The sequence below is a fragment of the Agromyces sp. GXQ0307 genome, from assembly GCF_044769845.1.
Taxonomy (GTDB): domain Bacteria; phylum Actinomycetota; class Actinomycetes; order Actinomycetales; family Microbacteriaceae; genus Agromyces.
The window spans coordinates 1,049,489-1,070,967 of sequence record NZ_JBIZVY010000001.1 but is presented as its reverse complement, the minus strand read 5'-3'; the positions used below and the strand labels follow the sequence as shown (position 1 = coordinate 1,070,967).

Genomic DNA, 21,479 nt, shown 5'->3' with positions numbered 1-21,479 from the left:
ATACACTTGGTGAGGTTGTTGAAGTCAGCCAAGATCGAACGCGCCTTCACGGCGGGTGACCTGCTCGTTGCGAATGCCGATCGAAGCGACTTCGACCCGAGGTGATCCGGTCAGCCGGGTCGCTTAGGGCGGTGGCTCAATTGGTAGAGCAGCGGTCTCCAAAACCGCAGGTTGCAGGTTCGAGTCCTGTCCGCCCTGCGAGCCGGCCGGCGATGGCCGGCCCATGAAAGGTGTACGAGGTGGCCCGGAAAGTACTCGACGAACCCAGCGAGGATGTCGTCGCCAACGCCAAGCGCGAGAGCGCGGCGCGGCGCAACCCCTTCGCCCGGATCGCCCTGTTCATCCGACAGGTCATCGGCGAGCTGAAGAAGGTCGTCACCCCGACGCGCAAGGAGCTTGCGAGCTTCACCGCGGTGGTGCTGGTCTTCGTGGCCATCATGATGGCGATCGTCTATGGGCTCGACCAGCTCTTCTCGTGGCTGGTCGTGTTCGTCTTCGGAACGCCGGGGGTCTGATCGGGCCGTCGGCCCGACACCTGCCCGCCGGTCACCGGTGGCACGGCAGAAAGAAGGATTGAGGAAGTGTCGAAGAACGAGCGCCAGGACGTCGACTGGGCGACCGCTGCCGAGCAGTCCTCCGAGGAGGACGAGGCGCAGGAGGGCAACTCGCTCGAGCGCGACGAGGATTCGGCGGAGCCGGCCGAGCACCGCGCCGTGCACGTCGTCGACGACGAGGGCAACGACGTCGACCTCGACGCCGTCCTCGACGCGATCGCCGAGGCGACCGACCCCGAGGCCGATGCGGTCGTCGACGACGCCCTCGAGATCGACTCCGCCGACGAGGCCGAGGCGGCCTTCGAGGCCGTCACCGAGGAGGACGAGGACCACGACCCGTACGAGGCGTTCCGCAACGAGCTGCGCTTCCTCCCGGGCAAGTGGTACGTCGTCCACTCCTACGCGGGCTTCGAGCGCCGGGTGAAGGCGAACGTCGAGCAGCGTCGCGAGACCATGGCGATGGCCGACTACATCCACCAGGTCGAGGTGCCGATGGAGGATGTCGTCGAGATCAAGAACGGCCAGCGCAAGATGGTCACGCGCGTCCGCGTGCCCGGCTACGTGCTGGTCCGCATGGAGCTCAACGAGGAGAGCTGGTCGGTCATCCGCCACACTCCCGGCGTCACCGGCTTCGTGGGCAACGCGCACAACCCGACCCCCCTCCGCTTCGAGGAGGCCTTCAACATGCTGAAGAGCCTCGTCGACATCAAGGACGTCGCGCCCGCCAAGGGTGCGAAGGGGGCCGCCGCGGGCGGCGCCGCACGCCAGATCCCCGCCGAGGTCGACTTCGAGATCGGCGAGACCATCACCATCAAGGACGGCTCGTTCGCGGGCCTTCCCGGCACGATCAGCGAGATCAAGCCCGAGAGCGGCAAGCTCACGGTCCTCGTCTCGCTCTTCGAGCGCGAGACCCCGGTCGAGCTCAGCTTCGACCAGGTCACCAAGCTCTAGGGGCTCTCAGGGCCTCCGCAGCAACCCTCCGGTATCATCGGAGGGTTGTGCTGCGTCCAGGACACCCGCACAACAGACCACCGCGACCGGAACCGCCGGGATCGCGGGAGAGTGCCCCGGCCGTTCCGGTCGGGCGTTCGAAACAGGAAGAGAGAAATCATGGCACCGAAGAAGAAGGTCACTGGTCTGATCAAGCTTCAGATCAAGGCCGGCGCCGCCAACCCGGCCCCGCCGATCGGCCCGGCCCTGGGTCAGCACGGCGTGAACATCATGGAGTTCTGCAAGGCCTACAACGCGGCCACCGAGGCTCAGCGGGGCAACGTCATCCCCGTCGAGATCACGGTCTACGAGGACCGCTCGTTCACCTTCATCCTGAAGACCCCGCCCGCCGCCGAGCTGATCAAGAAGGCCGCCGGCGTCGCCAAGGGCTCGGGTGTCCCGCACACCACCAAGGTCGGCAAGATCACGCCCGCCCAGGTCCGCGAGATCGCCGAGACGAAGATGGCCGACCTCAACGCCAACGACATCGACGCCGCGTCGAAGATCATCGCGGGCACCGCTCGCTCGATGGGCATCACGGTCGAATAAGCGGCTCGCCCGGGTCTCGATACGGCGCTGCGCGCCTACTCGACCACCGGGCACGGATGCCACGCGGCATCCGCTCACCAGAACTCTCATCCGTGGCAGCGCCCGCCAGGCGCGATGACCACACTCTCGCAAGGAGAACCAACATGGCACAGAAGTCCAAGGCCTACCGGGCCGCGGCCGAGAAGATCGAGGCCGGCAAGTACTACACCCCGACCGACGCCGTCGCGCTCGCGAAGGAGACCGGCTCGTCGAAGTTCGACTCGACCGTCGAGGTCGCGCTGAAGCTCGGCGTCGACCCCCGCAAGGCCGACCAGATGGTGCGCGGCACCGTCATCCTCCCGCACGGCACCGGCAAGACCGCCCGCGTCATCGTGTTCGCGACCGGCCCCGCGGCCGAGGCCGCGATCGCGGCCGGCGCCGACGAGGTCGGCGGCGCCGAGCTCATCGAGAAGGTCGCCGGCGGCTACACCGCGTTCGACGCGGCCGTCGCCACCCCCGAGCTCATGGGCCAGGTCGGCCGTCTCGGCAAGGTCCTCGGTCCGCGCGGCCTCATGCCGAACCCCAAGACCGGCACCGTGACCCCGAACCCGGCCAAGGCCGTGGAAGACATCAAGGGCGGCAAGATCGAGTTCCGCGTCGACAAGCACGCCAACGTGCACTTCGTCGTCGGCAAGGCCTCGTTCACGCAGGAGCAGCTGAACGACAACATCAAGACCGCTCTCGAAGAGGTCGTTCGCCTCAAGCCGTCGAGCGCCAAGGGCCGCTACATCCAGAAGGGCGCCGTGTCGACCACGTTCGGCCCCGGCATCCCGCTGGACGTCAACGCCATCTGAACACGGTGATCGAGTAGCGCGAAGCGCGTATCGAGATCCGAAGGGCCCGCCGGTTCGCTGGCGGGCCCTTCGTCGTCGTTGTTGCGGCGGCGACGGGAGCGGCGGTACGCCGTCGCCACGACGGCCGAGGGGCCCGGGCGGCGCCCGGGAGCGGTCGTGCATCGTTCTGCCCATCCGACGAGCGGGGGATGGGTGATCCGCCCGACGCGCCGGCGCGGGCCGGATGCCTACCGTGATGCCAGAGGGTCCGGGTCCCGCCGGACTCGGAGACGGAGGACATCATGGATGCCACGGGAACGCCGCGTCGCGCAGCGGACGTGGCCCCGAATGGGATCGAACTGCACGACACCGTCGTGGTGGGCGGCGGACAGGCCGGCCTCACGATCGGACACGAGCTCGCGGAGCAGCGGCGGGACTTCGTGATCCTCGACGCCCACGATCGGATCGGCGGGGCCTGGCGACGGCGATGGGACTCGCTCCGACTGAACACGCCGGCCAAGTACGACGCGCTGCCCGGCCATGCGTTCGGCGACGACCCGCTCGCGTTCCCCACCAAGGACGAGTTCGCCGACTACCTCGAGCACTACGTCGGCGTCGGCGGGCTCCCGGTCGTGACGGGCGCGCACGTCGTCGCGCTCGACCCGATCGCCGACCGCTACGTGCTGACGACCGCCGACGGGCGGCGATTCGCGGCGGCCAACGTCGTGATCGCGACCGGACCGCACCAGGTGCCGCGCAGGCCGGCGTTCGCCGATCGGCTCGCACCGCACATCGTGAGCCTGCACTCCGACGAGTACCGCAGCCCCGCGCAGCTCGCTCCGGGTCGCGTGCTCGTCGTGGGCTTCGGCAACTCCGCGTCGGAGATCGCGCTCGACGTGTCCAGGTCGCACGAGACCGTGATCTCGGGTCGCCCGAGCGGGCAGCTGCCGATCCGCCACGGCCGCGCCGCAGCACGCTGGGGCCTGCCGGTGATCCGCTTCCTCGGGGTGTACGTCGCGACGGCCGATACGCCGCTCGGCCGGCGGATGCTCGACCGGAAGCGCGGTCGGGCTGAACCGCTGATCCGGGTACGGCGGCGGGAGCTCGCGGCAGCGGGTGTCCGGATGCTGCCGCGGACCACCGGCGTCGAGGGCGGCCGGCCCGTCGTCGACGGGACGGCCATCGATGTCGCGAACGTCATCTGGTGCACCGGCTTCGACGAGGACTTCCGCTGGGTCCACCTGCCGTCGTTCGCGGGCGGGCGGCGGCCGGAGCACGTGCGCGGCGCCGTCGAGGGCGCGCCGGGCGTGTACCTGCTCGGGCTGCACCTGCTCCAGTCCGAGGGGTCCGGAACGCTGGTCGGCGTCGGCCGCGACGCACGTCGCATCTCGCAGCGGATCGCCGCGACACCGGCGATTCGGACGGATGCGGTCGTCGAGACCGTCGGGTCGGCCGCGAGCCGGTGAGCGCGTGGCGGTCCGGTCGCCCGCGCGGTCCGGCCGCCCGCGTCCGTCGCGGGGCCTTGCCGCCCCGGAAGGTGCGCGGTACCGTGCGAGAAGGGGCGGCTCCCGACGGCCGACCGGTCGCGCGGGCCGATCCGATGGCGATGGTCGCGACGAGGGGTCTCGAGCAGGCGCGCACCGCGTACGCGGAACACCGGTGGGGCGACGCCGTCCACTGGTTCGAACGGACGGAGGGCGGCCCCGCCGCACTGTCGGGCGACGACCTCGACCGGTTCGCCCTGGCGGCCGAGCTCGTCGGCCTCGGCGAGCGGGCCATCGAGGTGGGCACGCTCGCCCACGAAGCCCACCTCGCCGCCGGCCGACCGGACCGAGCCGCCTACACGGCGAGCTGGCTCAGCCTCGAGTCGATCAACTCGGGCAATCCGTCACTGGGCATGGGGTGGCTCGGGCGCGCGAGCCGGCTCGTCGACGCACTCGACGAACCCGGTGCCGCCGCCGGATTCGTCCTCATCCCGGAGGCCCTGGCAGCCCTGTACGCCGGCGATGCCCCGCGGGCGATCGAGCTCTTCGGCCGGGCGGGCGAGATCGCAGAACGCACGGGCGATCCGGATGTCGGCGCCTTCGCGCTCCTCGGCAGCGGTCAGGCCGCGATCATGGCCGGCAACACGGCTCGCGGGATCCGGATGCTCGACGAGGTGATGGTCTCGGTCACCGCGGGAGAGGTCGGCCCCGTGCCATCCGGGATCGTGTACTGCGCCGTCATCGGGTACTGCCACCTCACCTTCGAACTCGCCCGCGCGGTCGAATGGACCCGTGCGCTTGATCGCTGGTGCCGAGACCAGCCCTCGCTCGTCGCGTTCAGCGGGCAGTGCCAGGCGCACCGGGCCGAGCTGTTCCGCCTGCACGGAGCCTGGACCGACGCGATGTCGGCCGCGAAGCTCGCGGAGGAGCGATTGCGCTCCGGCGATCTCGGGGCCGCCTTCGGTGCGCATTACCAGCAGGCGGAGGTGCTGCGGCTCCGGGGCGAGTTCGAGGAAGCGGAGGCGAGGTACGCGAAGGCGGCGGAATCGGGATGGGATCCGCAGCCCGGACTGGCGCTCCTCCGCCTGGACGAGGGTCGCCCGTCGCTCGCGCAGAGCCTGATCCGGCGGAGCGCCGAGAGCGCCGACCCCGCCACCCGATGCCACCTGCTGCCTGCGATCGTGAGTATCGAGGTGGCCGCGGGCGATCTCGACGCCGCCCGAGTCGCCGCAGACGACCTGGCCGCGATGCAGCGCAGCAACGCGTCGGTCATGCTTCGCGCCATCTCGGCCTACGCCGACGGGGAGGTCCGCCTCGCCGCGGGCGACGCGTCGGGGGCGTTCACCCGTCTGCGCGAGGCCCGGGAGGCCTGGGTCGAGGCGGGCGCGCCGTACGAGGTCGCGCGGTGCCGCGCGCTCATGGCTCGGGCGCACCGCGCGCTCGACGAGGACGAGGCCGCCCTGCTCGAGGAGGAGCTGGCGGAGTCCGCGTTCGCGGAGCGGGGCGCGAGGCCGGCGCTCGCCGCGCTCCACCGCGAGCGCGGAGCGGCGGACCGCGGCGACCTGCCCCTCTCCGAGCGCGAGGTCGAGGTGCTGCGGCTGGTCTCGCGCGGGATCACGAACCGCGAGATCGCCGGGGAACTCCATCTCAGCGAGAAGACCGTGGCGCGGCACCTGAGCAACATCTTCACGAAGCTCGACGTTCCGAGCCGGGCCGCGGCGACGGCCTACGCATTCGAGCACCGGCTCGTCTGATCGCGGCAGCGCCGGACGGCGGCCGTATGGGTAGAACGACCCATCGGCGCGGTGCGCGAGGTTGCGTGCTTCTCCCGACGCGGCCGGAACCGGTCGCGCGTAGCGTCGCGAACATGGATGTTCCGGTGCTCGCAGGGATGGTCGCGGCCATCGTGTTCGCGACCGCCAACCTGCCCATGGTGTGGAAGGCCCTCCGCACGCACGACGTGGGCTCGTACAGCCTCGGGAGCATCGTCCTGATCAACGTGGCGAACGTCGTCTACTCGGTGTACGTGTTCAGCCTGCCGGCGGGTCCGATCTGGTTGCTGCACTCGTTCTACCTGGTGGCCTCGGCGATCATGCTCGTGCTGTGCGTGCGGCAGTCGCGGCCGCGCGGGCGCGGCGAGACCCCGGACGCGGAGGCCGCCCCGCGCGCCCGGACCCCGGACGCGGCGATCGGCGCCTGATCGCGTCGGCGCCCGAGCCCGCGAGTGGCTGGGAGACCCGACCCGGCGTACGCTCGACGCGTGGTCGAGGCGCGCCGTCTCGGCCGCCGGCAGGCAGTCGGATGTCACCTCAGCACGCAGCATCGGAACCGACTCTCCTCGTGGCCGGGGGCCGGTGGGGAGGGCGACGCCTCGCGGTCCCGCCCGGCACCACCGTCATCGGGCGCGACCCGTCCTGCGGGATCGTCCTCGACGTCGACGGCATGAGCCGTCGGCACGCCCGGATCGTGCGCGCCGGGGACACCGTCACCATCGAGGACGCGGGGTCCACGAACGGCACGTCGGTGAACGGGTCCGACGCCGACCGGCCGCATGAACTCCACCACGGCGACCTCGTCCGGCTGGGTTCCGTCGAACTGTCCTACCTCGGGCCGCGCGAGCGGCCCGCGGCGCGCGTCGCGTTCCGCCGCGGCAGGGTGCGGATCGGGCGCGCCGTACTCGTCGGCGGACTCGTGACGCTGCTGCTCCTCGGGGTCGGCGTGGTGGTGCAGGTCACGACCGGCCTGACCGGGATAGCGCCGTGGATCGCCGCACCGCTCACGGGGATGGCGGCCGCGCTCGCCCAGATCACGAAGGACGCGCTGCGGCGGGTGCCGGAGCCTCCGCCGACGGCGGTCGTCGGCGGCGTGCCGGGCGCGACGGTCGCACCAGCGATCACCGATCCGGCGACCGGCGGGTCGGTCACGACCGCACCGATGGGCTTCGAGGTCCCCCGGCGCAGCCGCGGCCTCCCGGTGTTCGTCGCCGCGATCGTGACGGTGCTCGTGCTCGGTGTCGGGGGCGCCGCCCTGGCGTTCGGCGTCGCGACCCTGACCGAGGCCGTCACCGGTGACCGGCTCCCGTCGTCGACCGTGCCGTGAGACCACGGTCGACGCCCGGCCGCGGCATCCGCTCGTCGACGTCAGCCCAGGACGCGGAAGCCGCGCTCGCCGGTCGGCGCGAGGTCGGCGGTGCTCAGCGACGTGACGTCGGCGCCGGGCGGGCCCTCGTCGAGCCACGAGAGCATGGCGTCGACGGATGCCGCCTCGCCCTCGATCTCGGCCTCGACCGCGCCGTCGTTGCGATTGCGGATCCACCCCGAGACGCCGAGGCGCTGCGCCTCGACGCGCGCGCTGAACCGGAAGCCGACCGCCTGGACGCGGCCGTGGACGATGACGCGCTGCCGGATCATGCGACCCCCCTGCGACGAGGGTAGACCGCGTGCCGCGCGACCGCACGGATGCCGCGCCCGAGCCGCGCGCGTACGATGACGGCCATGGGGGAGGTCACCGAGTACGTCGCCGGGCTCCACGATCCGGCACGTTCGAGCATCGAGGGCGTGTTCTTCATCGCACGCGAGGTCGTGCCCGATGCCGAGGAGGGGCGGAGCTACGGCATGCCGGCCCTGCGCTACGCGGGCAAGCCGCTCCTCGCGGTCATGGAGGCGAAGGCGCACATCGGGCTCTACCCGTTCAGCCCCGCCGTGATCGACGGGGCCGCCGACCTGCTCGAGGGGTTCGACCGCACCAAGGGCGCCGTCCGGTTCACCCCGGAGCATCCGCTGCCCGAGGAGGCCGTGCGCCGCCTCGTGGGCCTGCGCCGCGACGAGATCGACGCGGCCTCCGGCCGCCGCGCGTGAGCGCCCAGACGGCGAAGCGCCCCGAGGCGGATGCCCCGGGGCGCTTCGACGACACGACGGCGGATCAGCCGATGCGGATCATCTTCTTGTTGACGAACTCGTCGGCGCCGAAGCGGCCGAGCTCGCGGCCCGAACCGGAGCGCTTCACGCCGCCGAAGGGCAGCTCCGCGCCATCCGCCAGCACGAGGTTCACGAAGACCATGCCGGCCTCGATCGCGTCGGCGACGCGCATGGCCTGCTCCTGGTCGGTCGTGTAGACGTACGAGCCCAGGCCGAAGGGGATGTCGTTCGCGAGGCGCACGGCCTCCGCCTCGTCGGCGGCGCGGTAGACCTGCGCGACCGGGCCGAAGAACTCCTCCTTCGAGGCGGGGTTCTCGGGGGTGACATCCGTCAGCACCGTGGTCTGGAAGAACGCGCCGTCGCGCGAACCGCCGTGCACGAGCGTGGCGCCGTGCTCGACCGCGCGCTTGACCTGCTCGTCGAGGCCCTCTGCGGCCTTCAGCGACGACAGCGGGCCGAGCGCCGAGTCCGACGAGGTCGGGTCGGTCGCCTCGACCTCGGCGATCTTCGCCGTGAACTTCTCGAGGAACGGCTCGTACAGCTCGTCGATCACGATGAAGCGCTTGGCCGCGTTGCACGACTGGCCGTTGTTGTCGAGGCGCGCGTCGACCGCGTTCTGCACGGCCGCGTCGAGGTCGTCGGTCGAGAGCAGGATGAAGGGGTCGGAGCCGCCGAGCTCGAGCACGACCTTCTTCAGGTGCTTGCCCGCGAGTTCCGCGACGGCCGCGCCCGCGCGCTCGGAGCCGGTGAGCGAGACGCCCTGCACGCGCGGGTCGGCGATGACGGTCGCGATCTGGTCGTGCGACGCGTAGACGTTCACGTAGACGCCCTCGGGCGCACCGGCGTCGCGGAAGATCTGCTCGATCGCGGCGGCCGACTCGGGGCACTGCTCGGCGTGCTTCAGGATGATCGTGTTGCCGATGATCACGTTCGGGCCGGCGAAGCGCGCGACCTGGTAGTACGGGAAGTTCCACGGCATGACGCCGAGGAGCGGGCCGAGCGAGCTGCGGCGGATGATGGCCGAGCCCTCACCCGCGAGCAGGTCGACGGCCTCGTCCTTCAGGAACTCGGACGCGTGGTCGGCGTAGTACTCGTAGATCGCACCGGCGAAGTCGGCCTCGCCGAGGGCCTGCTCGATCGGCTTGCCCATCTCGCGGACGATGATCTCGGCGAGTTCCTGGCGGCGCTCGACGTGCAGCTCGCCGACGCGGCGGATCAGGGCGGCGCGCTCCTCGACGGTGGTCGACTTGGCCCACGTGCGGTGCGCCTCGGCGGCGCTCGCGATCGCGGCCTCGAGCTCGGCGTCGGTGATGGTCGGGTACGTCTTGACCGTCTCTCCGGTGGCCGGGTTGACGACGGCGTAGTTCGTCATGGGACTCCTCTGGGGTGTTGGTGCACGGGACTCGCCAGCCGGTCGGCGACGACGGTGCACGCCGCCTCCAAGCCTAAGCGGATCGACGCGGAAGGCGATCGACGCGATGGCGCATCGGCGCCGACCGATGGACGTGCTGTACAACGGGGCCTTCGGAGCGCGTGGGTATGGTGACGGAGGGACCCGCGTGGGCCGGGTCCGATCGCCGAGGAGGGCGGATGGCTGAGGCGGACCGGGTCGAGACGGGCGCGCTGCGCGGCATCCGCGTCGCCGACTTCTCGCGCGTGCTCGCCGGGCCCTACGCGACCATGATGCTCGCCGACTTCGGTGCCGACGTGATCAAGGTCGAGCCGCCCGCGGGCGACGACACCCGGCACTGGACCCCGCCAGTCGACGCGACGGGCCGCGCCACGTACTTCGGCGGCGTCAACCGCAACAAGCGCTCGGTCGCGCTCGACCTCACGGATGCCGCCGGGCTCGCCGAGGCGCGCCGGCTCGCCGCAACCGCCGACGTGGTCGTCGAGAACTTCCGCCCCGGGGTCATGGCGCGGTTCGGACTCGCGTACGAGGACGTGCGCGAGGACAACCCGGGCGTCGTCTACTGCTCGATCACCGGATTCGGCACGGGAGAGGGCGCGGCGCTCGCCGGGTACGACCTGCTCGTGCAGGCCGTCGGCGGACTGATGAGCATCACGGGCGATCCGGACGGCGAACCGTCGAAGGTCGGCGTCGCGCTCGTCGACGTGCTGACGGGGCAGAACGCCGTCGCCGGGATCCTGCTCGGCCTCCGCGAGCGCGAACGCACGGGGGTCGGATGCCTCGTTGAGGTGACGCTCCTGCAGAGCCTGCTCTCGGCGCTCACCAACCAGGCGTCCTCGACGCTCGCGACGGGCCACCCGCCCCGCCGGCTCGGCAACGAGCATCCGAGCATCGCGCCGTACGCGGTGTTCCGCGCCGGCGACCGCGAACTCGTCATCGCCGTGGGCAACGACCGCCAGTTCGGCGTGCTCGCCGGCGTCCTCGGCATGCCCGGCCTCGCGGACGATGCGCGGTTCCGCACGAACGCCGACCGCGTCGCACATCGCGCCGAGCTCGCCGACGTGCTCGAGCGGGCGCTCGCCGCGGCATCCGCTCGGCACTGGGTCGACGCGCTCGCCGCGGCCGGCGTGCCCGCGGGGCTCGTGAACGACGTCGCCGAGGCGATCGCGTTCGCCGACGCGCTCGGCCTGGACCCCGTCGCCGAGACCCGCGAGCCTGACCAGGCGGCGCCTGCGCACCGATCGATCGCGAACCCCATCCGAGTCGGCGGCGACGGTGCGACGTACCGCACCGCTCCGCCCGCACTCGACGCCGATCGGGGCGCCGACTGGCGCTCGCGCGGCTGACGAGACATCCGGCCCGCCGGGCCCACGACCGATTGGAAGGACCGCCATGACCGCCACCGAGACCGACGCGACCGACGCGACCGAGACCGACGCGACCGACGCGACCGTGACCGACGCGACCGACGCGACCGAGACCGACGCGACCGTGACCGCACCCCGCATCGATGCGGTCTTCGACCTCGACGCGCTGCTCACCGACGACGAGCTGGCCTGGCGCGACCGCGCCCGCCGGTTCGCGCAGCAACGCATCGCGCCGATCATCGAGCAGGACTTCGAGGACAAGCACTTCCGACGCGAGCTCGTGCGCGAGGCCGGCGAGCTCGGGTTCCTCGGCATGCACCTCACGGGGTACGGATGCGCCGGGGCCGGCGCCGTCGCGTACGGCCTGGTGTGCCTCGAGCTCGAGGCGGCCGACTCGGGCTGGCGTACCTTCGTCTCGGTGCAGGGCTCGCTCGCGATGAGCGCCATCCACAAGTACGGTTCGGAGGAGCAGAAACAGCGCTGGCTGCCGGGCATGGCGGCGGGCGAGCTCATCGGATGCTTCGCGCTCACCGAGCCGCAGGGCGGCAGCGATCCGGCCGCCATGACGACGACCGCCCGCCGTGACGGCGACGGGTGGGTGCTCGACGGCGCGAAGCGCTGGATCGGGCTCGCCTCGCTCGCCGACGTCGCCGTGGTCTGGGCGAAGGTCGACGACCCGTCGGGCGACGACCACGGCGTCGTGCGCGGGTTCCTCGTGCCGACGTCGACTGCGGGCTTCACCGCGACGCCGATCGACGGCAAGCTCTCGATGCGCGCATCCGTGCAGTGCGACGTGACCTTCGAGGGCGTCCGGTTGCCCGCCGACGCGATGCTGCCCGGCGCTCGCGGGCTCTCTGGCCCGTTCGGCTGCCTCAACGAGGCGCGCTACGGCATCGTGTGGGGTGCCATGGGCGCCGCCCGGTCGTGCCTCGAGTCCGCGCTCGGGCGCTCGATCACGCGCGAGGTGTTCGGCAGGCCGATCGGGGCGAATCAGCTCATCCAGGCCAAGCTCGCCGACATGCTCGTCGAGGTCGAGAAGGGCGTCCTGCTCGCCCTGCACCTCGGCCGGCTCAAGGAGCGCGGGGCCCTCACGCCGGCGCAGATCTCGGTCGGCAAGCTCAACTCGGTGCGCGAGGCGCTGCGCATCGCGCACGAGGCGCGTGCGATCCTCGCCGGTGACGGCATCACGAACGAGTTCCCCGTGATGCGGCACGCCGCGAACCTGGAGTCGGTGCGCACCTACGAGGGCACCGACGAGGTGCACCAGCTCGTGATCGGGCGCGCGCTCACGGGCCTCAGCGCCTTCTAGCGACACCGCCCGGTCGCCACGGCGCCGAGAGGATGCCATCCGCACCGCAACGCTGCCTCAGCGGTGCATCCGGCATCCTCTCGACGCGCGCGGGTGCACGGGTCCGGGGCCGCGCGGGCTAGCCGTTGATGCCCGGGATGACGAGCCAGTCGTTCACGAGCACGAGCCAGATGGCGACCAGCACGATCGCGATGATCGTGAGGGTCATGCCCAGGCGTCCGCGCATGATGAGCGCGACCACGAGCACGACGAGCGTCGCGATGCCGAGCACCAGCGACCCGAACGGGATGCCGGGCAGGAACAGCGACAGCACGAACAGGCCGGCGACGATGATCTCGATGATGCCGATCACCGTGGAGCCGCCGCGTGCGCGCAGGCGCCAGATTCCGTCGACGATCGCGAGGACGCCGCCGGCGAGGGCGATGAGGAGGAGCCAGGAGAGCGTGATCATTTCGGGTTCCTTCGATCTGCGGGGGCAGTGCGACGAGGGGATCCGCCCCTCGACCGCGCCAGCCTAGCCACGCGGAAATCGCCGCTGCCGCCCATTGCGCTCGAGGCGCCCGAGCGTGTATGCCCGCGCGCGTATGTGGCCGCCCCGTCGGCGTGGCATCGTCGATCCGTCGCCGAATCGGCCGCGAATCCAGCCGGATCGGAAATGAAACCCGGGGTCATCGGGTTTCACCACGTGGCCCCGACCGTGCTGGACTCGTCCGCATCCGCCGGGGCCCACTGCCGCATCCGGCAGCCGGCACCATCCCGCCGGGCACTTCCACGTCACGAACGGAGCACCACGCATGACTCGCACCCGCACCCTGCTCGGCCTCGCCGCCGCATCAGCCGCCGTCCTCGCGCTCGCCGCGTGCTCGACGAGCGAGGGCGCCTCGGGCGGAGCGGACGCCGCGGGCGACGAGTACGGCCTGGTGCAGGCCGGCACGCTCACGGTCGCGACCGAGGGCACCTACCGTCCGTTCAGTTACCACGAGGACGGCTCGGGCGACCTCGTCGGCTACGACGTCGAGGTGGCCGAGGCCGTCGCCGAGGAGCTCGGCCTCGAGATCGCCTTCCAGGAGACGCAGTGGGACGCGATGTTCGCGGGCCTCGACGCGGGCCGGTTCGACGTGATCGCGAACCAGGTCTCGATCACGCCCGAGCGCGAGGAACAATACCTGTTCAGCACGCCGTACACCGTCTCGCGCGGCGTCATCGTCGTGAACGAGGGCGACGCGTCGATCTCGTCGTTCGACGACCTCGCCGGCAAGACCACCGCGCAGTCGCTGACGAGCAACTGGTACGAGCTCGCGACCGAGTCGGGCGCGAACGTCGAGGCCGTCGAGGGCTGGGCGCAGGCCGTGTCGCTGCTCGAGCAGGGCCGCGTCGACGCGACGATCAACGACCGGCTGACCTTCCTCGACTACCTGAACGCGACGCCGGATGCCGCGATCGAGGTCGCCGCCGAGACCGACGAGACCTCCGAGAGCGCCTTCGCCCTCACGCAGGACAAGGAGGCGCTCGTCGCCGCGATCGACGAGGCCCTCGCCGAGCTCGCCGCCGACGGCACGCTCGCCGAGATCGGCGAGAAGTACTTCGGCGCCGACGTCACCGAGTAGCCTGTCGCCGTCCCAGGAAGGCGGTGACCCGTGAACGAGGGCCTGCAACTGTTCCTCGAGTCGTTCTGGCCGATCGTGTGGGGCGGGATCACGGGCACCATCCCGCTCGCCCTCGCATCGTTCGCGATCGGACTCGTGCTCGCGCTCGCCGTGGCGCTCATGCGACTGTCGAAGAACCGGGTGGTGTCGGGCATCGCCCGGTTCTACATCTCGGTGATCCGCGGCACGCCGCTGCTGGTGCAGCTGTTCGTGATCTTCTACGGACTTCCGGCGGTCGGCCTCGTGATCGACCCCTGGCCGAGCGCGATCATCGCCTTCTCGCTGAACGTCGGCGGGTACGCCGCCGAGGTGATCCGCGCCGCGATCCTGTCGGTCCCGAAGGGCCAGTGGGAGGCGGCGTACACGATCGGGATGTCGCCCGCGACGACCCTCCGCCGCGTCATCCTGCCGCAGGCCGCCCGGGTCTCGGTGCCGCCGCTGTCGAACACGTTCATCTCGCTCGTGAAGGACACGTCGCTCGCATCGCTGATCCTCGTCACCGAGCTGTTCCGCGTCGCCCAGCAGATCGCGGCATTCAGCCAGGAGTTCATGCTGCTCTACCTCGAGGCGGCGCTGATCTACTGGCTGTTCTGCCTCGCGCTCTCGGGCGGGCAGACGCGACTGGAGAAGAGGTTGGACCGCTATGTCGCCCACTGACGCGCCCGTGCCGCCCCCGGGCGGCGACCCGCTCGCTCCCCGTGGGGCGGGAGCGGCGGATGCCGCCGTGCTGCTGTCGGCACGCGGCATCCGGAAGTCGTTCGGCGCGAACGAGGTGCTGCGCGGCATCGACTTCGCGGTTCGACGCGGCGAGGTCGTGACCCTCATCGGACCGAGCGGGTCGGGCAAGACGACCGTGCTGCGATCGCTCAACGGGCTCGAGACGCCGGATGCCGGCACGCTCGAGTTCGACGGCGGGCCCGCGATCGACTTCGCCCGACCTGCGGACCGGACCGCGCGCCTGGCCATGCGCGACCGCTCGGCGATGGTGTTCCAGCACCACAACCTGTTCCCCCACATGACGGTGCTCGAGAACGTCGTCGAGGGACCGATCCGCGTGCAGCGGGTGCCCAGGGCCGAGGCGATCGCCTCCGCCGAGGCGCTGCTCGATCGCGTCGGCCTCGCCGAGAAGCACGACCAGTACCCGCACCAGCTCTCGGGCGGCCAGCAGCAGCGCGTCGGCATCGTGCGCGCGCTCGCGCTGAAGCCCGACCTGCTGCTCTTCGACGAGCCCACGAGCGCGCTCGATCCCGAACTCGTCGGCGAGGTGCTGCACGTGATCAAGGAGCTCGCCGACGAGGGCTGGACCATGGTCGTCGTGACGCACGAGCTGCAGTTCGCGCGGCAGGCCGCCGACGAGGTGCTGTTCATGGACGGCGGCGTCATCGTCGAGCGCGGCGCGCCGAAGGACATCTTCACGAACCCGCGCGAGGAGCGCACCCGCCGGTTCCTCGACCGGATCCTGCGGCCGCTCGACTGACGAGCCGGAACGGCGGGTCCGGCGTATCCCCGACGGGCGTGGAGGCGGGGCGACTACCGTGAGGGCATGTCCGCGCACGTCCTCGACTCCGGCTCGGGGGCGGGGAGCGCCGCGGCGCCGACGGAGCCTGCGGCGTCGGGCGCGCCCGGCGGGGTCGATGCGGCCGGACCGCCGAGCGCGGGGCCGCCCCCCGACGGTGCGGCCTCCGTCATCCGGGTCACCCGGCGGCGGCGGGCGCTCGGCGTGTTCCGCCTCGCGATCGCGATCATCGAGATCGTCGCGCTGATCGCCAACTACCAGTACGTCCTCGAGTTCCCGCTCTTCGCCTCGGTGAACTTCTTCAGCTACTTCACCATCCAGTCGGCCATGCTCGCCGTCGTGGTGCTGTTCATCGCCGCCGGATACGCGCTCACCCAGCGCCGCGACCCTCCCGTGCTGGCGGCGTTCCGGACGATCATCACGGTCTACCTCCTCGTGTCGGGGATCGTGTTCGGAGTCATCGCGTTCCAGGCGTCCACGCGCGACTACCGACTCGAGATCCCCTGGTCCGACACGCTCCTGCACTTCGTCGTCCCGGTGCTCGCGCTCATCGCCTGGAGCGTCGACGCCGTCATCGCGGTGAACCCACCCGTCCCGTGGGCGACCATCGGTCTCGTGCTGGTCTTCCCGGCCGGGTGGCTCGCCTACACCCTCCTGCGCGGCGCCGACGTCGGCTGGTACCCGTACTTCTTCCTCGACGCCAGCCAGGTCGGCGGGTACCTCGGCGTGGCCGTCTACTGCGTGGTCGTGCTGCTCATCTTCCTCGGGTTGACGTCCGTGCTGGTCGGCATCCACCGTCGGCTCGCGCTGCGCGGCGTGCGACGCCGGGTGTGGGCGCGCCGTCGTGCCGCGGCCTCGCGTCGGAGCGTGGCGACCGACGTGATGCACGAGCAGACGACGGACTGAGACGACCGGACGGCGGGCGCCCACCGAGCGGTGGCCGGCGGACCGAGCCCGCACCGCCGCGAGACGCCTACCCCGCGGCCAAGGGGCCGAGGGCGGCGAGCACCTCGGTCCGTGCCGCGTCGTCGTCGAGTTCCGCGATCCGGCGTGCATGCTCCGCGGCGATGATGCCGAGGAGGACGGGGCGCCTCGGGTCGACGCCGACGTCGAGCCATGCGGCGACGGTCGGCGTCGCGCCGACGAGCGTGTACACGTTCGCGGCCGGATCGGCCGCGGACGACGTCTCGGCGCCGCCGCCCGTGTCGGACGGCTCGGCGCCGCCCGTGTCGGACGGCTCGGCGGTCCCCTCTGCGTCGGGACCGCCGTCGTCGGAGTCCGGAACCGCGGCATCCGCTCGCCAGAACGGCTCGTCGAAGGCCAGCCACACGACGTCGGCCGCGCCCATCCCGAGCACGCCGATCGCCCGTTGGTGCAGCAGCGGCAGCGGGGGCTGGAACGAGATGGTGTCGGTCTTCAGGACTCCGACGGATGCGGTCACGATCACCCGCTGCATGCGCAGGGACTCGCCCGTGTCGAGGCGGAGGCTCACGCCCTCGTCGTCGACCGCGATCTCGGTGACCACGCTCGAGCCTGCGATGGCGAGGCCCTCGGCGAGGCGGTCGATGAGCGCCGTCCACCCGCTCACGACGCGGGAGGTCGGCCGCCACACCATGTCGACATCGAAGCGCTGCGCGGACACCCGCGTCGGAGCGGCACCCGTGGTCGGTTCGACGCCGGTCGCGAGGGCGTTGACGAGCCAGTCTCGCGGGCTCAGGCCGTCGGCCCCGGGCTCGTCCGAGATCGGCACCGCACCGGAGCGGACCAGGGCGTCGGTCAGCGACGAGTCGGTCGAGTTGCCGGCGGCCCACTCCTGGGCGGTGGCGATCGCGTCCCAGCCGGCGGATGACGGCTCGGCGACGACGCCCTCGGGAGTGCGCGCCTGGATCACCGGAACGAACGGGCGGGTCGCGACGCCGGCGTCGGTGAGGACGGGCCGGAGTTCGGCGCCGTCGGACGCGAACACGCTGCCGAGGACCACCGGCCCGCCGAACGCGTCGTCCTCGACCGTGCGGAGGCGTCCTCCGAGCGTCGTGCCCGCCTCGACCACGACGACGTCGTGACCGGCGTCGGCGAGCGTGCGGGCGGCGGCGAGCCCGGCGATGCCGGCGCCGATGACGGCGATGCGGTCGCCGTCATCGGCGAGCTCGGCGAGCGTGCGCGCCGCGCGGATGCCCTCGGCGTACGCCCCGTGCACGGTGCCCGGGGCGTCGGACGAGGTGGCCTCGCCGGCGATGACGAGCCGGTCGGCGATCGGTTCGGCGAGGGACGCGCGCAATTCGGGCGTGGACCCCACCGCATCGAAGCTGAACGCCCCGCGCGTGAATGGATCGCGACTCCACCGGGAGCGGAGGAACGCCGACGGGCTCGGCACGCCGCCCGGGCTCGGAGTCGGCGACGGCGCGGGGGTGCGCGTCGGGGTGGGGGTCGGCGTCGGGCCGCCGTCGGTGCACGCGGCGAGGGTGATGGCGAGGCCGCCGAGCGTCGCGGCGAGGAACGCGCGCCGCGGCATCCCCCCTGCGGGCCCCCGTGCGTCCATGTGCCTCAGGCTAGCCGCTCGGGCTCGGGCCGCCCGGCACGCGGGCGTCCGCGCCGCCCCGTGCACACTTCTGCGGATATACGATCCGGCGCGCCGGTCTGCTGTGTGATCTCGAGGCGCGCCGGATCGGATATCCGCGAGAGTGAACCGCGCGGCGCGGTGAGCGGCCGAAGCGCACGAGGATCCGCGGGACGGGCGTGCGGGCCCGAACCGCGGATCCTCATGCGGTTGGATGGGGGTGCTGTCAGCCCGTGATCTCGGCGTCGGCGACGTCGAGGGCCGCGTCGATGATGTCGAGCCCGCGCACGAGATCGGCTTCGCCGATCACGAGCGGCGGCGCCACGTGCATCCGGTTGAAGTGGATGAACGGCCAGAGTCCCGCCTGCTTGCAGGCCGCGGCGACCCGGCCCATCGGCGCCGCATCCGCGCCGGAGGCGTTGAACGGCACGAGCGGCTCGCGGGTCTCGCGGTCGCGCACGAGCTCGATCGCCCAGAAGAGGCCGAGGCCGCGCACATCGCCGACGGAGGGGTGGCGCTCGGCCATCTCGCGCAGGCGCGGACCGACGACCCGGTCGCCGAGGTCGCGGACGCGCTCGAGGATGCCGTCGCGCTCGAAGACCTCGAAGGTCGCGACGCCCGGGGCGCAGGCGAGCGGGTGACCCGAGTACGTGAGCCCGCCCATGAAGGCGACCGTGTCGAAGTGCGACGCGATGCGCTCGGAGATCACGACGCCGCCGAGCGGCGCGTAGCCCGAGTTGACGCCCTTCGCGAAGGTGATGAGGTCGGGCGTCACGCCGAAGTGGTTCACCGCGAACCACTCGCCCACGCGGCCGAAGCCGACCATGACCTCGTCGGCGATGTAGACGATGCCGTACTTCTCGGTCAGCGCCCGCACGCCCTCGAGGTAGCCGGGCGGCGGCACGAGCACGCCGTTGGTGCCGACCACGGTCTCGATGATGATCGCCGCGATCGTGTTCGCGCCCTCGAGCGTGATGACCTGCTCGAGGTGCGCGAGCGCGCGCTCGGTCTCCTCCGCCTCGTTCGAGGCGTTGAACGACGAGCGGTACGGGTACGGGCCGAAGAAGTGCGCGACCGAGCCGTCGCTCGGCTCGTTCGCCCAGCGGCGCGGATCGCCGGTCAGCGAGATCGCCGTCGCGGTGCCGCCGTGGTAGCTGCGGTACATCGACAGCACCTTGCGGCGACCGGTCACGGCACGCGCCATCCGCACCGCGTACTCGTTGGCGTCGGCGCCGCCGTTGGCGAAGAACACCTTGTCGAGGTCACCGGGCGCGACCTCGGCGATTCGGCGGGCGAGCTCGCCGCGCACATCGGACGCCATCGACGGCTGGATCGTCGCGAGGCGACCCGCCTGGTCCTGGATGGCGCGGACGAGGTCGGGGTGCTGGTGGCCGAGGTTGAGGTTCACCAGCTGCGACGAGAAGTCGAGGTAGGCGTTGCCCTGGTAGTCCCAGAACGTGGCGCCCTCGCCGGCGGCGACGGGCAGCGGGTCGATGAGCGCCTGCGCGCTCCACGAGTGGAAGACGTGGGCGCGGTCGTCGGCGCGCACCTGCGCCTCGGCGGCCGCGTCGGGGAGGGTGTGGAGTGCGCCGTGGCGGTCGACGTACGAGGCCGCGGCCGCGGCATCCGTCGTCTCGACGGGGATGAGGGTGTCGGTCATGCGAAGTCCTTTTCGGGTTCGGTGGTCGAGTAGGCGCACCAGCGCCGTATCGAGACCTGGTGAGCGGTCTCGGTACGCAGCTTCGCCGCTACTCGACCACCGGAGAGGTCAGTGGTTCTGCGGGAAGCCGAGGTTGATGCCGCCGTGGGTGGCGGGGTCGAGCCAGCGGCTGGTCACGGCCTTCTCGCGCGTGAAGAAGTCGAAGCCGTGCACGCCGTAAGCCTTGCTGTCGCCGAACAGCGACTGCTTCCAGCCGCCGAAGGAGTGGTAGGCGACCGGGACCGGGATCGGCACGTTGATGCCGATCATGCCGACCTGCACCTCGTTCTGGAACCGCCGGGCGGCGCCGCCGTCGTTGGTGAAGATCGCGGTGCCGTTGCCGAACTGCCCCGAGTTGATGAGGTCGAGCCCCTCGTCGTACGAGGCGATCCGGACGACGGAGAGCACCGGGCCGAAGATCTCCTCGGTGTAGGCGCGGCTCGTGGTGGGCACCCGGTCGAGCAGGGTGGGGCCGAAGAAGAAGCCGTCCTCGTGGCCGTCGACCGCGTAGCCGCGGCCGTCGACGACGACGGTGGCGCCGTCCTGCTCGGCGATGTCGACGTACGAGGACACCTTGTCGCGGTGCACGTCGGTGATGAGCGGGCCCATGTCGGGTTCGACCCCGTCGACGCCGGCGCCGTTGCCGATGCGGAGCCGACCGATGCGCTCGCGGATCTTCTCGATGAGCTCGTCGGCGACGGGCTCGACGGCGAGGACGACCGAGATCGCCATGCACCGCTCGCCGGCGGCGCCGTAGCCGGCGTTCACGGCCTGGTCGGCGACGAGGTCGAGGTCGGCGTCGGGCAGGACCAGCATGTGGTTCTTCGCGCCGCCGAGGGCCTGGACGCGCTTGCCGTGCTTCGACGCGGTCTCGTAGATGTACTGCGCGATCGGGGTCGAGCCGACGAACGAGATCGACTGCACGACCGGGCTGGTGAGCAGGCCGTCGACGGCGAGCTTGTCGCCCTGGAGCACCGTGAACACGCCGTCGGGCAGGCCGGCCTCCTTCCAGAGCTCGGCGAGCCACAGCGCGGCCGACGGGTCCTTCTCGGAGGGCTTGAGCACGACGGCGTTGCCGGCGGCGATCGCGATGGGGAAGAACCACATCGGCACCATCGCGGGGAAATTGAAGGGGCTGATCACGCCGACGACGCCGAGGGGCTGCTTCAGCGAGTACACGTCGATGCCCGACGAGGCGTTCTCGGAGAACGCGCCCTTGATCAGGTGCGGGAACCCGGTCGCGAGCTCGACGACCTCCTGCCCGCGGAGGATCTCGCCCATCGCGTCGGAGAGCACCTTGCCGTGCTCGCGCGTGATGATCGCGGCCAGCTCGCCCTTGCGCGAGTTCAGCAGCTCGCGGAACGCGAAGAGGACGCTCTGGCGCTTCGCGATCGAGTACCCGCTCCACAGGCGGTAGCCGCGCTCCGCGGAGGCGATGGCCTCGTCGATCTCGGCCTGGTCGGCGAGGGCGACCTCGGCCTGCACGGCGCCGGTGGCGGGGTTGTACACGGGCGCGGTGCGCCCCGAGGCGGACGCACGCAGCGCACCGTCGATCCAGTGCCCGATCTGCGGCACGTCGGTGGTCGCGGCGGGCGACGAGGCGGTCTCGGTGAGGCTCATGGCGTTCCTTCGGTGGGTCGTGGCGACGGATGCCTCGGCACCGCGTCG

21 protein-coding genes and 1 tRNA gene are annotated in these 21,479 nt (G+C 71.7%); 16 read left to right on the top strand and 6 right to left on the bottom strand.

The features are described 5' to 3' along the window. Window positions 1-125: 125 nt before the first annotated feature. The 9 genes from ACIQH8_RS04945 to ACIQH8_RS04905 all read left to right on the top strand — a co-directional run bounded on the left by ACIQH8_RS04945 (window position 126) and on the right by ACIQH8_RS04905 (window position 7,488). Window positions 126-198: transfer RNA gene (locus ACIQH8_RS04945), tRNA-Trp, on the top strand. A 41-nt stretch (window positions 199-239) separates the two neighbouring features. Then, window positions 240-515 (top strand): preprotein translocase subunit SecE, encoded by a 276-nt coding sequence (secE, locus tag ACIQH8_RS04940; RefSeq protein WP_400995471.1) that lies wholly within the window; start codon window positions 240-242, stop codon window positions 513-515. Between the two features lie 66 nt (window positions 516-581). After that, a complete protein-coding gene (gene nusG / locus ACIQH8_RS04935) occupies window positions 582-1,505 on the top strand; it encodes a transcription termination/antitermination protein NusG (protein ID WP_328288710.1) in 924 nt (307 codons plus the stop codon). A gap of 159 nt (window positions 1,506-1,664) precedes the next feature. Then, window positions 1,665-2,093, top strand: coding sequence for a 50S ribosomal protein L11 (gene rplK / locus ACIQH8_RS04930; RefSeq protein WP_155050323.1), 429 nt, complete (start codon window positions 1,665-1,667; stop codon window positions 2,091-2,093). A 143-nt stretch (window positions 2,094-2,236) separates the two neighbouring features. Next, window positions 2,237-2,926 (top strand): 50S ribosomal protein L1, encoded by a 690-nt coding sequence (gene rplA / locus ACIQH8_RS04925; protein WP_400995467.1) that lies wholly within the window; start codon window positions 2,237-2,239, stop codon window positions 2,924-2,926. 281 nt (window positions 2,927-3,207) lie between these two features. Continuing rightward, window positions 3,208-4,371, top strand: a complete 1,164-nt coding sequence (locus ACIQH8_RS04920) for a flavin-containing monooxygenase (protein ID WP_400995465.1) — start codon at window positions 3,208-3,210, stop codon at window positions 4,369-4,371. Window positions 4,372-4,454: 83 nt separating this feature from the next. Then, entirely contained in the window at window positions 4,455-6,143 is a 1,689-nt protein-coding gene (locus ACIQH8_RS04915; protein WP_400995462.1) for a LuxR C-terminal-related transcriptional regulator, read from the top strand. A 113-nt stretch (window positions 6,144-6,256) separates the two neighbouring features. After that, entirely contained in the window at window positions 6,257-6,589 is a 333-nt protein-coding gene (locus ACIQH8_RS04910) for a hypothetical protein (protein WP_400995459.1), read from the top strand. Window positions 6,590-6,729: 140 nt separating this feature from the next. After that, window positions 6,730-7,488, top strand: coding sequence for an FHA domain-containing protein (locus ACIQH8_RS04905; protein WP_400995456.1), 759 nt, complete (start codon window positions 6,730-6,732; stop codon window positions 7,486-7,488). A gap of 41 nt (window positions 7,489-7,529) precedes the next feature. Here the strand turns inward: ACIQH8_RS04905 and ACIQH8_RS04900 are convergent, their stop codons facing one another. Then, the gene (locus ACIQH8_RS04900; RefSeq protein ID WP_400995454.1) at window positions 7,530-7,799 is read right to left on the bottom strand and encodes an acylphosphatase; all 270 of its coding nucleotides are present in this window, start codon (window positions 7,797-7,799) and stop codon (window positions 7,530-7,532) included. An 84-nt stretch (window positions 7,800-7,883) separates the two neighbouring features. On the opposite strand from ACIQH8_RS04900, the gene ACIQH8_RS04895 reads away from it, so the two are divergent. Beyond that, window positions 7,884-8,246: an iron chaperone gene (locus tag ACIQH8_RS04895; protein WP_400995451.1), complete on the top strand. Its 363-nt coding sequence runs from the start codon at window positions 7,884-7,886 to the stop codon at window positions 8,244-8,246. Between the two features lie 64 nt (window positions 8,247-8,310). Here ACIQH8_RS04895 and ACIQH8_RS04890 read toward each other — a convergent pair whose 3' ends face one another. Further along, window positions 8,311-9,678, bottom strand: a complete 1,368-nt coding sequence (locus tag ACIQH8_RS04890; protein ID WP_400995449.1) for an NAD-dependent succinate-semialdehyde dehydrogenase — start codon at window positions 9,676-9,678, stop codon at window positions 8,311-8,313. 218 nt (window positions 9,679-9,896) lie between these two features. On the opposite strand from ACIQH8_RS04890, the gene ACIQH8_RS04885 reads away from it, so the two are divergent. Together ACIQH8_RS04885 and ACIQH8_RS04880 are read left to right on the top strand one after the other, a co-directional pair. Beyond that, the gene (locus ACIQH8_RS04885; protein ID WP_400995446.1) at window positions 9,897-11,063 is read left to right on the top strand and encodes a CaiB/BaiF CoA transferase family protein; all 1,167 of its coding nucleotides are present in this window, start codon (window positions 9,897-9,899) and stop codon (window positions 11,061-11,063) included. A 46-nt stretch (window positions 11,064-11,109) separates the two neighbouring features. Next, window positions 11,110-12,393 carry an acyl-CoA dehydrogenase family protein gene (locus ACIQH8_RS04880; RefSeq protein ID WP_400995444.1) on the top strand — a complete coding sequence of 428 codons (1,284 nt, stop codon included), beginning with the start codon at window positions 11,110-11,112 and terminating at the stop codon, window positions 12,391-12,393. Window positions 12,394-12,511: 118 nt separating this feature from the next. Here ACIQH8_RS04880 and ACIQH8_RS04875 read toward each other — a convergent pair whose 3' ends face one another. Next, window positions 12,512-12,844, bottom strand: a complete 333-nt coding sequence (locus tag ACIQH8_RS04875; protein ID WP_400995442.1) for a hypothetical protein — start codon at window positions 12,842-12,844, stop codon at window positions 12,512-12,514. 343 nt (window positions 12,845-13,187) lie between these two features. Here ACIQH8_RS04875 and ACIQH8_RS04870 point away from each other — a divergent pair, with 343 nt between their 5' ends. The 4 genes from ACIQH8_RS04870 (at window position 13,188) to ACIQH8_RS04855 (ending at window position 16,461) form a co-directional block, all read left to right on the top strand. Further along, on the top strand, window positions 13,188-14,000 hold the full coding sequence (locus ACIQH8_RS04870) for an amino acid ABC transporter substrate-binding protein (RefSeq protein WP_400995439.1): 813 nt from the start codon (window positions 13,188-13,190) through the stop codon (window positions 13,998-14,000). Between the two features lie 30 nt (window positions 14,001-14,030). Then, window positions 14,031-14,696: an amino acid ABC transporter permease gene (locus ACIQH8_RS04865; RefSeq protein ID WP_328288708.1), complete on the top strand. Its 666-nt coding sequence runs from the start codon at window positions 14,031-14,033 to the stop codon at window positions 14,694-14,696. Beyond that, window positions 14,683-15,516, top strand: coding sequence for an amino acid ABC transporter ATP-binding protein (locus tag ACIQH8_RS04860; RefSeq protein ID WP_400995435.1), 834 nt, complete (start codon window positions 14,683-14,685; stop codon window positions 15,514-15,516). Before ACIQH8_RS04865 ends, ACIQH8_RS04860 begins: the two co-directional genes overlap by 14 nt. A gap of 66 nt (window positions 15,517-15,582) precedes the next feature. Further along, window positions 15,583-16,461, top strand: coding sequence for a Pr6Pr family membrane protein (locus ACIQH8_RS04855; protein ID WP_400995433.1), 879 nt, complete (start codon window positions 15,583-15,585; stop codon window positions 16,459-16,461). A gap of 67 nt (window positions 16,462-16,528) precedes the next feature. Here the strand turns inward: ACIQH8_RS04855 and ACIQH8_RS04850 are convergent, their stop codons facing one another. From ACIQH8_RS04850 to ACIQH8_RS04840, 3 genes are all read right to left on the bottom strand, one after another. Beyond that, window positions 16,529-18,094, bottom strand: coding sequence for an FAD-dependent oxidoreductase (locus ACIQH8_RS04850; protein ID WP_400995430.1), 1,566 nt, complete (start codon window positions 18,092-18,094; stop codon window positions 16,529-16,531). 244 nt (window positions 18,095-18,338) lie between these two features. Next, on the bottom strand, window positions 18,339-19,772 hold the full coding sequence (locus ACIQH8_RS04845; RefSeq protein WP_400995428.1) for an aspartate aminotransferase family protein: 1,434 nt from the start codon (window positions 19,770-19,772) through the stop codon (window positions 18,339-18,341). Window positions 19,773-19,880: 108 nt separating this feature from the next. Beyond that, the gene (locus ACIQH8_RS04840; RefSeq protein WP_400995425.1) at window positions 19,881-21,431 is read right to left on the bottom strand and encodes a CoA-acylating methylmalonate-semialdehyde dehydrogenase; all 1,551 of its coding nucleotides are present in this window, start codon (window positions 21,429-21,431) and stop codon (window positions 19,881-19,883) included. Between the last annotated feature and the right edge of the window lie 48 nt (window positions 21,432-21,479).